22 protein-coding genes are annotated in these 14986 nt (G+C 45.3%); all 22 read right to left on the bottom strand.

Annotated elements, in window-relative coordinates; all coding sequences use genetic code 11:
- Positions 1-383: 383 nt before the first annotated feature.
- Positions 384-1067: a KinB-signaling pathway activation protein gene (locus AC4EHK_RS17550; protein ID WP_490980052.1), complete on the bottom strand. Its 684-nt coding sequence runs from the start codon at positions 1065-1067 to the stop codon at positions 384-386.
- Positions 1068-1260: 193 nt separating this feature from the next.
- A complete protein-coding gene (locus tag AC4EHK_RS17555; RefSeq protein ID WP_490980053.1) occupies positions 1261-2325 on the bottom strand; it encodes an Mrp/NBP35 family ATP-binding protein in 1065 nt (354 codons plus the stop codon).
- A 171-nt stretch (positions 2326-2496) separates the two neighbouring features.
- On the bottom strand, positions 2497-2931 hold the full coding sequence (locus tag AC4EHK_RS17560) for a VOC family protein (protein WP_490980054.1): 435 nt from the start codon (positions 2929-2931) through the stop codon (positions 2497-2499).
- 114 nt (positions 2932-3045) lie between these two features.
- The gene (gene rpsI / locus AC4EHK_RS17565; protein WP_490980055.1) at positions 3046-3438 is read right to left on the bottom strand and encodes a 30S ribosomal protein S9; all 393 of its coding nucleotides are present in this window, start codon (positions 3436-3438) and stop codon (positions 3046-3048) included.
- Positions 3439-3468: 30 nt separating this feature from the next.
- Positions 3469-3906, bottom strand: coding sequence for a 50S ribosomal protein L13 (gene rplM, locus AC4EHK_RS17570; protein ID WP_142830577.1), 438 nt, complete (start codon positions 3904-3906; stop codon positions 3469-3471).
- Between the two features lie 194 nt (positions 3907-4100).
- On the bottom strand, positions 4101-4844 hold the full coding sequence (gene truA, locus AC4EHK_RS17575) for a tRNA pseudouridine(38-40) synthase TruA (RefSeq protein ID WP_490980056.1): 744 nt from the start codon (positions 4842-4844) through the stop codon (positions 4101-4103).
- 12 nt (positions 4845-4856) lie between these two features.
- Positions 4857-5654 (bottom strand): energy-coupling factor transporter transmembrane component T family protein, encoded by a 798-nt coding sequence (locus AC4EHK_RS17580; protein WP_490980057.1) that lies wholly within the window; start codon positions 5652-5654, stop codon positions 4857-4859.
- Entirely contained in the window at positions 5651-6523 is an 873-nt protein-coding gene (locus AC4EHK_RS17585) for an energy-coupling factor ABC transporter ATP-binding protein (protein WP_490980058.1), read from the bottom strand. The genes AC4EHK_RS17580 and AC4EHK_RS17585 overlap by 4 nt, the downstream gene beginning before the upstream one ends.
- Positions 6499-7347: an energy-coupling factor ABC transporter ATP-binding protein gene (locus AC4EHK_RS17590; protein ID WP_490980059.1), complete on the bottom strand. Its 849-nt coding sequence runs from the start codon at positions 7345-7347 to the stop codon at positions 6499-6501. Before AC4EHK_RS17590 ends, AC4EHK_RS17585 begins: the two co-directional genes overlap by 25 nt.
- Before the next feature lie 398 nt (positions 7348-7745).
- Complete coding sequence (rplQ, locus tag AC4EHK_RS17595; RefSeq protein ID WP_008432531.1) at positions 7746-8120, bottom strand: 50S ribosomal protein L17; 375 nt, start codon at positions 8118-8120, stop codon at positions 7746-7748.
- A gap of 46 nt (positions 8121-8166) precedes the next feature.
- A complete protein-coding gene (locus tag AC4EHK_RS17600) occupies positions 8167-9111 on the bottom strand; it encodes a DNA-directed RNA polymerase subunit alpha (RefSeq protein WP_490980060.1) in 945 nt (314 codons plus the stop codon).
- A 131-nt stretch (positions 9112-9242) separates the two neighbouring features.
- A complete protein-coding gene (gene rpsK, locus AC4EHK_RS17605) occupies positions 9243-9632 on the bottom strand; it encodes a 30S ribosomal protein S11 (protein ID WP_006828953.1) in 390 nt (129 codons plus the stop codon).
- A 25-nt stretch (positions 9633-9657) separates the two neighbouring features.
- Complete coding sequence (gene rpsM, locus AC4EHK_RS17610; protein WP_006828952.1) at positions 9658-10023, bottom strand: 30S ribosomal protein S13; 366 nt, start codon at positions 10021-10023, stop codon at positions 9658-9660.
- A 23-nt stretch (positions 10024-10046) separates the two neighbouring features.
- Positions 10047-10160 (bottom strand): 50S ribosomal protein L36, encoded by a 114-nt coding sequence (gene rpmJ / locus AC4EHK_RS17615; RefSeq protein ID WP_006828951.1) that lies wholly within the window; start codon positions 10158-10160, stop codon positions 10047-10049.
- A 37-nt stretch (positions 10161-10197) separates the two neighbouring features.
- Positions 10198-10416 carry a translation initiation factor IF-1 gene (gene infA / locus AC4EHK_RS17620; RefSeq protein WP_006828950.1) on the bottom strand — a complete coding sequence of 73 codons (219 nt, stop codon included), beginning with the start codon at positions 10414-10416 and terminating at the stop codon, positions 10198-10200.
- 405 nt (positions 10417-10821) lie between these two features.
- Positions 10822-11475, bottom strand: coding sequence for an adenylate kinase (locus AC4EHK_RS17625; protein WP_142830565.1), 654 nt, complete (start codon positions 11473-11475; stop codon positions 10822-10824).
- Between the two features lie 61 nt (positions 11476-11536).
- Positions 11537-12832 carry a preprotein translocase subunit SecY gene (gene secY, locus AC4EHK_RS17630; RefSeq protein WP_490980061.1) on the bottom strand — a complete coding sequence of 432 codons (1296 nt, stop codon included), beginning with the start codon at positions 12830-12832 and terminating at the stop codon, positions 11537-11539.
- Positions 12832-13272 carry a 50S ribosomal protein L15 gene (gene rplO / locus AC4EHK_RS17635; protein ID WP_490980062.1) on the bottom strand — a complete coding sequence of 147 codons (441 nt, stop codon included), beginning with the start codon at positions 13270-13272 and terminating at the stop codon, positions 12832-12834. Before rplO ends, secY begins: the two co-directional genes overlap by 1 nt.
- A 33-nt stretch (positions 13273-13305) precedes the next feature.
- Positions 13306-13488 (bottom strand): 50S ribosomal protein L30, encoded by a 183-nt coding sequence (rpmD, locus tag AC4EHK_RS17640; protein WP_006828946.1) that lies wholly within the window; start codon positions 13486-13488, stop codon positions 13306-13308.
- A gap of 13 nt (positions 13489-13501) precedes the next feature.
- Positions 13502-14002, bottom strand: a complete 501-nt coding sequence (rpsE, locus tag AC4EHK_RS17645) for a 30S ribosomal protein S5 (RefSeq protein WP_142830560.1) — start codon at positions 14000-14002, stop codon at positions 13502-13504.
- Between the two features lie 21 nt (positions 14003-14023).
- Complete coding sequence (rplR, locus tag AC4EHK_RS17650) at positions 14024-14386, bottom strand: 50S ribosomal protein L18 (RefSeq protein ID WP_490980063.1); 363 nt, start codon at positions 14384-14386, stop codon at positions 14024-14026.
- A gap of 33 nt (positions 14387-14419) precedes the next feature.
- Positions 14420-14959 (bottom strand): 50S ribosomal protein L6, encoded by a 540-nt coding sequence (rplF, locus tag AC4EHK_RS17655; protein ID WP_490980064.1) that lies wholly within the window; start codon positions 14957-14959, stop codon positions 14420-14422.
- Positions 14960-14986: the final 27 nt, after the last annotated feature.

A 14986-nucleotide genomic window follows, 5' to 3' on the forward strand; every position in this document is an offset into this window, starting at 1 on the left:
TTCGCGGTCCGAAGACGCGCGATTCGCTCGTGATCTGCATAACGCTGATCAGTAGTTTTGCGCGGGCCGTTTTGCGCGGCCGTTGCGTTTTGTTGACGTTTTGCTGTTCAGTTTTCAAGGTTCAATTGGTGTGCCGCCGTTTCGTTTATGTTGTTCGTTGTTGCTTGGCGACTTTTATTATATTAAAGCATGTTTATATCTCTGTCAACACTTTCATGAAAGTTTTTAATGAAAGTGAGTTTTTCCTTCTGTACTCACTGCGCATGCTACCTGATTGACTCTTTTCTCCCTTACTCCCACCAGCATTCTCTTACTATTCAACTGTTTTTCCCAAGACATAAAAACCATTCCTCCGCCGGCCTGAAGCCTGCAGAGGAATGGTTTTATTTTTTGGAAACTGTCTGTGTTTGTGCTTTTCTTGCTGCGCGCCGCTCTTCCAGTTTCTGTCGGTCGACATCTGATTGGGCATTGTATTTCGGCAATACCAATAGCTGATACGCATTTACTGCCAAGAATGGAAACAGCAATAAAGTAACCCAGCTGTCGATATTCCCTTCTTCCACCATTAATGCTGGCAGCCATTCTACCGTCGTGATCACAATCATGAAAAATAATGCAGAAATAAATGTTTCTTTGTTGGTCCACTTCGCTTTCAAGTAAGCTGTCACGACTCCAGTAACGATAAGAATCGTCAACAAAGTCCCATACAGCCAAACCTGCTCAGTTGTTTCCGCATTTGGCGCGAAACGGAATAAAATCAAATCGGTAATAACCACGCCAATAATCAAAAGCTGAACCCAGTTCCACAAACGCAATGTCCGGAAAATATTCATCCCTATTTGATGTACCGTCAAGTAAGCAAAGAAACACAGCTGGCTAATAATGCTCATCGTTAGTCCGATAATGACCAACCAGATGAACCCTGCCAGAAACTCGCCCCACTCACCCGCATGAAACGGTTGAGCAAATACATCATCCCAGCGAACAAATAACCCGAGCACTCCGGTGACGACTCCACCTATTAAAAGAGCTTTTAAAAAAAACTTAACCCAATTTCGTATTGTCAATTGAATGCCTCCGTTATTTAAAGTCCTTCTAAGATTGTACCAACCGGCTATTGAAAAATCCATTCACCATGCACGACAGATTGTGAACAAAACTTGAAAGTCGACGTTTTGTTGCGGATTCGCCATATCCTGTTGCGCTTTGCCCAAAATAAAAGCCCGAAAACCAGTTAAGGTTTCCGGACTGTTTTCGTTTTTATTTTTTATCGGCAAACTGCTTAAGCACTTGTTGCGCGATATCTTCGTAAATTTTGCCTGTCGGATGATCCTCAAGATAAACAGACGGTGCAAAGTCTTCTTCGTTCCAGTCTGGCTGGCCGAGTGGAATCTGTCCGAGCAGCGGCGTTTGCAATTCTTCTGCAAGTTTTGGTCCGCCGCCTTGTCCAAACAAGTATTCTCTCTTGCCGGTCTCTTTGCTTTCGAACCATGACATGTTTTCGATAACACCCAATACTTCGTGGTCGGTTTGAAGTGCCATCGCCCCTGCACGTGCTGCAACAAATGCAGCAGTCGGGTGAGGTGTCGTGATGACGATTTCTTTGGAAGCCGGAAGCATTTGGTGAATGTCGAGCGCGACGTCCCCGGTGCCAGGCGGCAGATCCAATAGAAGGTAATCCAAATCTCCCCACTCTACATCGCGGAAAAATTGGTCAAGCACTTTGCCGAGCATTGGACCACGCCAAACGACTGGCATATTGTCTTCCACGAAAAAGCCCATGGAAATGACTTTTACACCGAATCGCTCAACCGGAATGATCGTTTGTCCGCGGACAACCGGTGATTTGTCGATACCCATCATATCCGGCACGCTGAATCCGTAAATATCGGCATCAATCAAGCCAACTTTTTTCCCGAGACGCGCTAAGGCAACTGCCAAGTTAACCGATACAGTAGATTTGCCGACGCCGCCTTTACCGCTGGCGATTGAAATAAACTCAACTTTATTAAGTGGAGACAATAAATCCTGTGCTTCTGATTCGTTTGCGGTTCCGCGGAACTGTGCCAACGCCTCAGGCGGAAGCTCTTCAAAACGGATGCCAACAGATCCGGCCCCCGCTCCTTTCAAAACCTCAACAACTTTCATTTGCAGCTGCATTTGTTCAGGCGTGTTGGTTTTGGCAATCGCCAATTTAACGCTGACGTGATTCTTCTCTTCTTTGATCGTTACGGACGTGATGCCGTTTGTTTCAGTTAACGATCTATGTAAAAACGGATCTTCTAGCGTTCCGAGTAATTCGCGTACTTGTACTTCAGTTACCATATCGATACACTCCCTATCCATTTTGCTCACCATAAAGTATAGCACAGTAAATCTAATTTTTAATCTATTCGGGCTTACAGGAAAAATGAAAAACCACTCTGCTCCAGGGGTTATAAACGATTCGGCAAAGTGGCATTTTATATAGACGAGTGAGACAGCGCAAAATCCAGGCTATGAATCCAGCTTCAACATATCGTTTTCATCGTACGTAAAGTCAGGGCCCCATGCCACTTCCCAGTAGTAGCCGTCTGGATCTGTGAAATAACCGGAGTAGCCGCCCCAAAAAACTTCTTTTGGTTCTTTGACGATTTTTCCGCCAGCCGCTTTAGCCAGGGCCATTGTCTGATCCACCTCTTCTTTGGATTTCACGTTGTACGCCAAGGTAATGCCCGAAAATCCGGTGCCGCTCGGCGGGTTGTTGTCGTCAATATCTTTTGCCAAATGCTCCAGTGGGTACAACTCCAATTTTGTGCCCGATGAGTTAAAAAATACAATTTCAGGATTGTCGCCTTTTTCTGCTGTTTCAAACCCTAGCCCGTCTCTGTAAAACTTTACTGAGGTTCTCATGTCTTTGACTCCCAAGCAAATTAAGTTAATTCGATTCATTGCCAACTCACTCCTTTGACTTTCTTTCTATTTTACCTGTTCACACCTGCATTTGAATACAAAAAAACACTTTCCGAATTTCTTCGGAAAGTGTTTTGGAAACGAAAATCGAAATTAACGTTTTGAGAACTGAGGTGCGCGACGTGCTGATTTAAGACCTGGTTTCTTACGTTCTTTCATACGTGGGTCACGTGTTAACAACCCAGCAGATTTCAACGCAGGACGGTAAGCAGGGTCTACAGTAAGTAGAGCGCGTGCGATACCATGACGGATTGCTCCGGCTTGGCCTGTGAATCCACCGCCGTTTACGTTTACAAGGATGTCGTAGCTTCCTAGAGTATCCGTAGCAACTAGTGGCTGTTTGATGATTTGTTGTAATGTTTCGTAAGGAACGTAGTCCGCTACGTCACGTTTGTTGATTGTAATTGTGCCGTCACCCGGTACTAACCGTACGCGAGCTGTTGAGTTTTTACGACGACCTGTCCCAATATATTGAACTTGTGCCAAAGGTGTATCCTCCTCTAATTTACTAATGTATTATCCGCGAAGCTGGTAGTTTTCTGGTGTTTGTGCTTGGTGGTTATGTTCTGGGCCAGCATAGACATGCAGCTTTCTGAACATTTGGCGTCCTAGAGAGTTCTTTGGAAGCATCCCTTTGATAGCCAATTCAAGCATTTTAGTTGGGTATTTTGTGCGCATTTCAAGTGCAGTACGCTGTTTCAATCCACCGCTGTATTGTGTGTGGCGGTAGTAGATTTTGTCAGTAAGCTTTTTACCTGTAAGGTGAATCTTTTCAGCGTTGATGATGATCACGTGATCACCAGTGTCAACGTTTGGTGTGAATGTTGGTTTGTATTTCCCGCGTAAGATTGAAGCGACTTCAGAAGCTAAACGTCCAAGAGTTTGCCCTTCTGCATCGACAACTAACCATTTACGCTCTACTTCGTGACCCTTAGCCATGAATGTTGTACGCATGTATATTGTCCTCCTAATAAATCGTCTGTTTTTGAATTCTTTTACAGTGTTCCGCTGTTCCGTTTTTTCGTTATCCCTAAACACAAATAACCTTCCGGGGCATATCGTGGGGGTAATGAAAATACCATACATCATGTTATAACGCCAGCGCTAAAAAGTCAAGGGGTTTTCTAAAAACACCAGGAAAAGTTGCTTCAGCTCTTATACATCACGTTTTCCAGGTACAGTCCATGCGCTGCCGCTGTTTTTCCGGCAGCATCCCGCTCCGCTGCAGACACAATTCGTCCCAGCTCTTCGGCCTTTCTTTTGCCGATGCCAACTTCCGTCAATGTCCCTGCAATAATCCGCACCATGTTATACAAAAAGCCCGAACCTTCAATGACCATATGCAGCTCATTGCCGTGCTCCTCAAAATCCACACGCCATATCGTGCGCACTTTGTCGACTACAGCCGTATTTGCGGCACAGAAACTCGAAAAATCATGTGTGCCGATCAAAGACTGTGCAGCCGTCCTCATCGCCTCTACATCAAGCGCCTGCTTCGTGTGCACCATGTAATTGCGCGTGAATGGGCTGATAATCGCGCTGCGGTCCCATTTGTAGCGATAAGTCTTGCCGGTCGTGTGGTAGCGCGCGTGAAAAGACGAATCCACTTCTTCGATCGAATGGACCCGGATATCTTCCGGCAACAACACGTTCAAAGCTTTTAGCCAGCCGCTTGCAGGAATGGAAAACTCCGTATCAAAATGGATGACCTGTCCTGTAGCATGCACTTTGGCGTCAGTCCGCCCACTTGCTACAACCTGGGTCTCCCTGCCTTTGTGAATGGTTTTCAGCACTTTCATTAATTCAACTTGAACCGTACGCGACTCCGGCTGCACCTGGTAACCCGCAAATCCGGAACCGTCATAGGAAATGGTCGCTTTTAATCGTTTCATCACGTTCTCTCCTTATACCCGGAAATACCACAGCATGCCCGCGAGTCCTGCCAGTACCAACAGACTCAGGCTATCCACAAAACGCCAGTCCAACTGGCGATAACGCGTCCTGCCTTCGCCTCCCCGGTATCCACGGACTTCCATCGCTGTAGCCAAGTCTTCCGCCCGTTTAAAGGCGCTGACGAACAATGGGATCAATAGCGGCACGACGGCCTTGATGCGCTCTTTCATCGGCCCTGAGCCGATGTCTGAGCCTCTCGCCATCTGTGCTTTGAGGATCTTGCCCGTCTCGTCCATCAAAGTCGGGATAAACCGCAAGGAAATGGACATCATCAATGCCAATTCATGCACCGGCAGCTTGACTCGTTTGAATGGGCCAAGCAGTACTTCAATGCCATCAGTAATGGAAATCGGCGACGTCGTCAAAGTCAGAATGCTGGTGATGAATACCAACACAAGGAAACGCACCGAGATGAATATTCCCTGCCGCAGTCCTTCTTCGTAAATTTCAATAAACCCAATGTCCAACAATAAATCGCCTTCACGCGTAAAGAAAATATGCAGCAAAAAGGTGAAAATCAATAGAATAAAGACCGGCTTCAATCCATTTATCAAGAAATACAAACGAATTTTAGACAGAAACACAACCAATAACGTGAATCCCAGCAAAATGCCGTAAGTCACTGCACTATTGGCAATAAAGACAATGGCGATAAACACAAAGACAAACGAAATTTTTGCTCGCGGATCCATTTGATGAATGATCGAATTGCCCGGAATAAAACGGCCAAAAATCATTTTCTCCATCATTCGGAATCACGCCCTTCCAATAAAGCCAAAGCGATGTTCTTAGCCAAAGCTTCTTCCGTCAATGAAATGGCACCAAGCTTGATGCCAGCCTTCGCCTCAAATTTCCGCTGCAGACGGATTGTCCGCGGCGGTTCCAAGCGATAATCACCCAATTGCTCTTCATTGGAAAAGATCTCCTCAGGCTCTCCAGTGACCACACAGTGGCCATTGTGCATAATGGCCACACGGTCTGCGTAACGCGCCGCATCTTCCATGCTATGGGTCACCAATACCGTTGTCAGGCCTTTTTGGATATGCAACCGGTGGAACAAGTCCATGATTTCACGGCGGCCGCGCGGATCGAGTCCAGCGGTTGGTTCATCCAGCACCAGCACATCCGGTTCCATTGCCAGAACGCCGGCAATGGCGACACGCCGCATTTGTCCGCCTGACAAATCAAACGGGGATTTCGTCAATACTTCTGGAGGCAATCCAAGCTGTTCGACCAGCTCGTGCGCACGGCGGCTTGCTTCTTCTTCCGGCACGCCGTAATTCAACGGGCCGAACATAATATCCTTCAATACGGTCTCGTCAAACAGCTGCTGTTCGGGAAATTGAAAGACAATCCCGACTTGGCGGCGAACATCGCGCAAATTTTTCGCTTTTACGCCCGCTTCGATTTTGCGTTCGCCAATCATAACTGACCCTTCTGTCGGCTTTAGCAAAGCATTGAGATGTTGAAGCACCGTCGATTTGCCCGATCCCGTATGTCCGATAATTGCTGTATAGGAACCAGAAGGGATATGAAGAGACACATCCGTCAACGCCCGCTTTTCAAATGGCGTGTCTTTTGCGTAACTGTACCCTACTCCCTGGAGTAATATGTCCATAGGTCATCCACCAATTCGTCTTCTGTCATATGTTCCGCTTCGAGCTCGACGCCAGCTTCCCGCAGCAAATGCGTCATGCGCATCGCAAACGGCAAGTCCAAGCCTAAAGTCGTCAGTTCATTGCCGGAAAGAAACACAGCTTCCGGTGTACCTTCCAACTGCTTGTGTCCCGCATTCATGACTAGGATCCGGTCAGCCATTGCGGCTTCTTCCAAGTCATGCGTGATCGAGATGACCGTCAGACCCGTCGCTCTTCGAAGTTCACGGATGGTTTCAATGACCTCCATGCGCCCTTGCGGATCGAGCATGGACGTCGCTTCATCCAGTATCAACAGGCGCGGACGAAGTGCCAGAGCACCTGCTATCGCCACACGCTGCTTTTGGCCGCCCGATAAATGATGAGGTTCGTGATCGAAATAAGCTTCCATTTTCACCTGGTGCAACGCCTCTTTGACACGCAGCACCATCTCAACATGCGGCACGCCATTGTTTTCCAACGCAAACGCCACATCGTCTTGGACCGTCGCCCCGACAAATTGGTTGTCTGGGTTCTGAAATACCATGCCCATTTGCGAACGGATGTCCCACAGGCTGTCTTCAGCCATCAAGCGGCCCATCGCAGACACTTTGCCGGCTTGTGGAAACAATAAACCGTTCATCAATTTGGCGATGGTTGATTTTCCTGACCCGTTATGGCCCACTAAGGCAATCCATTCGCCGTCTTGAATGGCAAATGACAACTCCCTTACAGCCGGTTTCACCGTGTCATCTTCTGGTGCATATGTAAATGTCACATTTTCAAATGACAATATGTTCGAATTCATCTCAGCTGACCTCCTCTAACACTTGCTCTGCTATTCTCTACTCTACTGGGTTTCAACAGCTTTTGTAAAACGGTAAATAAATAAAAAAAGCGCGCACCTCATTCAGAGAAATGCGCTTTTCTGTCTCTATGGCTTCCCCGGTTGCTTAAGCCAGGGTTGAATGAGGTGCGTAGAGCTAGACGAGACGCCGCCTTTCGGCTCGCTCATCATAACACTCAGCTTTTCATATTGTCGTATAAATCATAATGCTAAAAGAAGAGGGCTGTTGACCCCCTTCAAGTAAATCAATTATGCCTCGGCATAATTGCGTCCGGATTTTGAATTGCGCTAGCGCAATTAATTCCTTTCAAAATCCGTGACATCCGCCGGAGGCTTTAATTTGAATCTATTGATTCAAATTAAACCAATTCGATAATAACGATAGGTGCGCCATCTCCGCGACGAGGCCCCATTTTCATGATACGAGTGTAACCGCCTTGACGGTCAGCGTAACGTGGTGCAACATCATCAAACAATTTCTGCAATGCATACGTTGTTGTTTCGTTGCCTTCAGCGTCTGCAGTTGTTACCAACTCACGGCGCATCCATGCTGCTGCTTTACGGCGAGCGTGAAGATCTCCACGTTTACCAAGCGTAATCATTTTTTCTACAGTCGAACGCACTTCTTTCGCACGAGCTTCAGTCGTTTGAATGCGTTCATGTACGATTAAGTCTGTTGTAAGGTCACGTAATAGTGCTTTACGTTGAGAACTTGTACGTTGAAGCTTTCTCATTGAAGTTTCCCTCCTTTGTTGAATAGTTCGGATCCGATCTCAACACTCAGTCTTCTTTGCGAAGGCCGAGTCCTAAATCTTCCAATTTCACTTTAACTTCTTCAAGTGATTTGCGTCCGAGGTTGCGTACTTTCATCATGTCGTCTTCCGACTTGCTTGCCAGTTCGTGTACCGTATTGATACCCGCACGTTTTAAGCAGTTGTAAGAACGAACCGAAAGATCAAGTTCTTCGATGGTCATCTCCAACACTTTTTCTTTTTGGTCTTCTTCTTTTTCAACCATGATTTCAGCCGTTTGTGCCTCATCTGTTAATCCCACGAAGATATTTAAATGCTCAGTAAAAATCTTTGCACCAAGTGCAATTGCCTCTTTAGGACCAATGCTGCCATCTGTCCAAACATCAAGAGATAATTTATCGAAATGAGCCAGTTGACCCACACGAGTGTTTTCCACTTGGAAATTAACGCGTGAAACTGGAGTGTAAATAGAGTCAATCGGGATAACGCCAATCGGAAGATCTTCACGTTTGTTCTGATCTGCACGGGCATATCCACGGCCTCTGTTTGCATACATGCGCATACGCAAGTGGCCGTTTTTAGCGATTGTTGCAATATATAGATCCGGATTCAGAATTTCCACGTCACTGTCGTGCGTGATATCTGCAGCCGTAACCGTTCCATCACCTTTTACATCAATTTCAATGACTTTTTCTTCGTCAGAGTAAATTTTCAAAGCCAGCTTCTTGATATTCAAAATAATCGTTGCTACATCTTCTTCTACACCTTCGACAGTGGAGAATTCATGCAGTACGCCATCAATTTGAATGGAAGTAACAGCTGCGCCAGGTAAAGATGAAAGTAAGATTCGACGTAAGGAGTTTCCTAAAGTGGTTCCATATCCACGCTCAAGAGGTTCAATAACAAATTTGCCGAATTTGGCATTGCTATCGATCTCAACCGTTTCAATCTTTGGTTTTTCTATTTCGAGCATTCAGTTTACCCTCCTTCAAAACGTCGGTTTTTTTTCGCTTCATCAAAGAATTCGATAGTCACAGACTTTCGCTACGATTCAGAACCCATCCAGTAAGTCGTGATGTTCAAAAATCCTATTCAGATTAACGATTATACGCGACGGCGTTTTGGCGGACGGCAACCGTTGTGAGGTACAGGAGTTACATCTTTGATAGCTGTAACTTCTAGTCCGGCAGCTTGAAGCGCACGGATTGCAGCTTCACGACCTGAACCAGGACCTTTAACTGTAACTTCTAGAGTTTTAAGACCGTGTTCGATTGATGTTTTTGCAGCAGTTTCAGCAGCCATTTGAGCAGCGAAAGGAGTAGATTTACGTGAACCTCTAAATCCTAGAGCCCCTGCACTTGACCATGAAACAGCGTTACCCTGCATATCAGTGATAGTAACGATTGTGTTATTGAATGTTGAGCGGATGTGAGCAATACCAGATTCGATATTCTTTTTCACACGACGCTTACGAGTTTGTTGTTTACGTGCCATGTTAAGAAGAAACCTCCTTTACTGATTATTTTTTCTTGTTAGCTACAGTTTTACGAGGACCTTTACGCGTACGCGCATTGTTCTTCGTATTTTGACCGCGAACAGGTAGTCCACGACGATGGCGGATCCCTCGGAAGCTAGCAATTTCCATCAAGCGTTTGATGTTCATTGAAACTTCACGGCGTAGGTCACCTTCGATTTTGTATTGATCTAATTGTTCACGGATATTGTTCAACTCATCTTCTGTAAGATCACGAACGCGTGTCTCTTCAGAGATACCAGCAGCAGAAAGAACTTTCTGTGCAGTTGTTTTACCAACACCGAAAATGTATGTTAATGAAATAACAACGCGTTTGTCGCGCGGAATGTCAACACCAGCAATACGTGCCATGTGTGCGATGCACCTCCTTCAAATTAGCCTTGTCTTTGTTTGTGTTTCGGATTTTCACAGATTACCATTACTTTACCGTTTCTGCGAATAACTTTACATTTTTCACAGATCGGTTTTACAGATGGTCTCACTTTCATCTAACCCAACCTCCTTAGTAGTCCGGAGTGCAAAAGATTATTTAAAACGGTATGTGATACGACCGCGTGTTAAATCATAAGGAGAAAGTTCCACTGTCACTTTATCTCCTGGCAGAATGCGGATGAAATGCATGCGAATCTTGCCTGATACGTGCGCAAGAATCGTATGGCCGTTTTCCAATTCCACTTTAAACATCGCGTTAGGCAAAGTCTCAACGACAGTTCCTTCGATTTCAATTACATCGTCTTTCGCCATCGACCCAGTCTCCCTTCTGTATACAAATCAGGTTCTCATCTTCAAACAGTATTTGCTGATTGAATAGTAATACTACATTCATTCACAAGAAATGCATGAGTGACATTCGAAAGACATTCTCCGAGTCCCGCAATACGCGGGCCGGGGTAAATCCGGCAAAGCCAGTCTGTCTCATGTATCCTCGACTGCCCGGACTGCTTTGGATGAGTTCCAAACCCGTTACACAGATGCTTCCACGAAACTCATTATACTAGGTTCGATGCGCAATTGCACTAAAGCGCATTTTGCATCAACTTTCATACCCTGAGTCTTGTTTGCTTTTGCAGCTCTCGAAAATTGAAAATTCATATCTCCGGTGCTCCTTAAAGCCACATGGAGGCAACTAACTGCGCCCGGCGCCGGGGATTAGCCTCGGTCGCCCTTTAGAAGAGCATCAATGTCAGCAAATACTTTTTGAATGTCCTGCTGTCCATCTATATTTTGCAGCACGTTTTTGCTTTCATAGAAATCAAGAAGCGGCTGCGTTTGTTGCATATTTACTTCTAAACGCTTAGTGACGGTTTCAGGCTTATCATCTTCACGCTGGTAGAGTTCTCCGCCATCTTTGTCGCACACGCCAGCTGTTGCCGGTGGGTTAAACACAGTATGGTAAGCAGTTCCACAAACTTTACAGATCCATCGGCCTGTTAAACGTGCAATTAATTCGTCTTGTTCGACTTGGATATTTACGACATGCTCGATTCGCTTATCAAGATCGGCCAAAAGAGATTCCAACGCTTCTGCTTGAGGAACTGTTCGTGGAAAGCCATCTAATAAGAAGCCCTCTTCACAATCCTTTTCGCTTAGTCGTTCCCGGACAATGCCGATAGTCACTTCATCGGGCACTAGAGCACCTTGATCCATGAATGATTTAGCTTTCAAGCCCAGCTCCGTTCCACCTTTTATAGCAGCTCGGAACATGTCACCTGTAGAAATATGAGGGATGTCGTACTTCTTAACAATTTCGTCTGCTTGAGTACCTTTTCCGGCACCTGGCAAACCCATTAATACGATATTCATACGTTTTCCCCCTCAAACAATTGGACAAGAGACGCTTTCACGTCCCTCTAGATCCCACTGATTATTTCATAAAGCCTTTATAATGACGTTTTACAAGCTGAGATTCCAATTGTTTCATCGTTTCAAGTGCTACCCCAACAACAATCAATAAACTTGTTCCGCCGATTTGCGCCGATTGCGGTAAATTCGCAATGTTGATGAAGAAAATCGGTAGAATAGCAATGACTGCAAGGAAGATGGCACCGACGAATGTCAATCGGTATAACACACTTGTTAAATAATCCTGCGTATTTTTACCCGGACGGATTCCCGGAATATATGCGCCTTGCTTTTTCAAGTTATCCGACACGTTCTCAGGATTTACCTGAATAAATGCGTAGAAGTACGTGAATGCTACGATCAACGCGACATAAATGATCATGCCGACAGGGCGCGTATAATCAAACGTATTCGTAATCGCTTCTGTAAACGCGTTGGCACCAAAGAAAGAAGCAATGGTTTGCGGCGTAATGATAAACGCTACTGCAAAGATTACCGGGATAACTCCGGCCGCGTTCACTTTCAAAGGTAAATGCGTTTGCTGCCCACTTGTTGTCTGGCCACGGCCAGCAACGCGTTTTGCATACTGAATCGGTATTTTACGCAACGCTTGTTGAACGTAAATGACCAAAACCGTAATGGCAACAACAGCTAATGCAAGCAATGCCATGATGGCAATATTGATCGGAAGCTGATCTCCAGCTCCTTCAATCTGCTGTGCATATAATTGATTCACAGCGCCTGGTACTGCAGCGACAATCCCTGCGAAGATGATAATCGAAATACCGTTCCCCACACCTTTTGCCGTAATCTGCTCACCAAGCCACAGTAGAAACGCCGTACCAGCAGTCAATACAATGGCGATGACAACATACGTTGAAATCGAGTCGTTCTGGATTAAAGAACCGCCGTACATTTGGTTAAACCCATAAGACATACCGATTGCTTGAATAAAGGCAAGAACGATTGTGAAGTAGCGAGTGAATTGAGCAAGTTTCCGTCTTCCGACTTCACCTTGTTTCGCCCACTCTGCAAATTTCGGTACAACATCCATCTGCAATAATTGCACGATGATTGACGCTGTAATGTAAGGCATAATTCCCATCGCTAAAATCGAAAAGTTAGCAAGGGCACCTCCACCGAAAGTATTTAAGAATCCGACCAGACCCATCTGGTCAGTAGCTTGCAAAACCGAAGCGTCAACATTCGGTACTGGAACAAAAGTTCCAATACGGAAAATGATGAGCATCAGTAATGTAAAGAATATTTTATTTCGAATATCAGTCACGCGCATAAAATTAGAGATTGTCTGAAACATTAAACCACCTCGGTTTGTCCGCCAGCAGCTTCAATCGCTTCTTTAGCTGATCCAGAGAATTTGTGAGCTTTTACTGTCAATTTCTTTTCCAAGCTACCATTGCCGAGAATTTTAATTCCAGAACGTTCATTGCTCACAACACCTGTTTCAATCAACAATGCAGGTGTAACTTCTGTGCCTTCGTCGAAACGATTTAACACTTCGATGTTCACGACTGCATAGTCTTTACGGTTAATGTTGGTAAATCCACGTTTTGGCAAACGACGGAACAAAGGGTTTTGACCACCTTCAAATCCAGGGCGAACACCGCCGCCTGAACGTGCGTTTTGACCTTTATGACCTTTACCTGATGTTTTACCAGTACCTGAACCGATACCGCGTCCGATACGCTTTCTCGAGCTGCGTGAACCTTCTGCCGGTTTTAATTCATGAAGTTTCATTTGGTTGGCACCTCCTTCTATAGAAATCCGTAATTAAACTTCTTTGATAGTTACTAAGTGAGCGACTTTATCAAGCATTCCGCGAACGGCTGCATTGTCTTGGTGCTCAACAGTTTGGTGCATTTTGCGCAATCCCAATGATTGAACAGTTTTACGTTGTGGCGGTTTAGCACCGATCACAGATTTTGTGAGGGTAATTTCCAATTTAGTTGCCATGTGATTTTCCCTCCTATCCTAACAGTTCTTCTATTGATTTGCCGCGAAGTTTTGCAACTTCATCAGCACTTTTCAATTGAGTTAAACCGTTAATAGTTGCACGTACCATGTTGATTGGTGTGCTTGAACCTAGAGATTTAGATAAAATATCTTGTACCCCAGCTAATTCAAGTACCGCACGAACAGGTCCGCCAGCAATTACACCAGTACCCGGAGAAGCAGGTTTGATTAGGATTTGGCCTGCGCCAAAACGACCAATTACTAAGTGTGGAGTAGTACCTTTAACCATTGGTACTTCAATAAGGTTTTTCTTCGCATCTTCGATGGCTTTGCGGATAGCATCTGGAACTTCTTGAGCTTTACCAGTACCAAAACCAACATTGCCATTTCTGTCGCCTACAACAACTAAAGCGGAGAAACGGAAACGACGTCCACCTTTTACAACTTTAGCTACGCGATTGATTGTAACTACGCGTTCTTCAAGTTCAAGTTTGTTTGGGTCAATACGACTCATGAAATGTGTCCCTCCTTCTTTTTAAAATTGTAAACCATTTTCGCGTGCAGCTTCTGCTAATGCTTTTACGCGTCCATGATATAAATAACCACCGCGGTCGAAAACAACCGATTTCAAGCCGTTTTCAGTAGCGCGTTTTGCGATTGTTTCGCCGACTTTAGCTGCCGCTTCCACGTTGCCAGTTGATTCTACTGAGAAATCTTTCTCCATAGATGATGCACTTGCAAGTGTAACGCCATTCGCGTCGTCGATCAATTGAGCATAAATATATTTATTTGAACGGAATACGTTTAAACGCGGGCGTTGTGCTGTACCCGTAATTTTAGAACGTACGCGTGCATGACGTTTTTTACGAGATGCGTTTTTATCGAGTTTCGTAATCACTGAGGTCACTCCTTTCAGCCTGCCTAAGCAGCATTATTTACCTGTCTTACCTTCTTTGCGGCGAACTGCTTCTCCTTCGTAACGAATACCTTTGCCTTTATACGGCTCTGGTGGACGCGTTGCGCGGATGTTAGAAGCAAGAGCTCCAACACGTTCTTTATCAATGCCTTTAACAATGACTTTTGTGTTAGCTGGAACTTCAACTGTGATTCCTTCTTCCGGTGTGAATTCTACCGGGTGAGAGTAACCAACGTTAAGAACCAATTTTTGTCCTTGCAATTGAGCACGGTAACCGACACCAACTAGTTCAAGTGAACGTTGGAATCCTTCTGAAACTCCAGTGACCATGTTCGCTAGCAAAGCACGAGTTGTACCGTGGTTTGTGCGGTGATCTTTAGAATCTGAAGGACGTGTCAATGTTAGCACGTTATCTTCTTGTGCGATTGTAATATCTTGGTTAAATGTGCGAGTCAACTCGCCTTTAGGGCCTTTAACAGTTACGGTATTCTTGTCTCCAAGAGTTACGGTAACGTTAGCAGGCACCTCGATTGGTTTTTTACCTACACGTGACATTCTGTTGCACCTCCATTCGCTTGTTGC

The sequence above is a fragment of the Planococcus sp. TJ-307 genome (assembly GCF_058268435.1).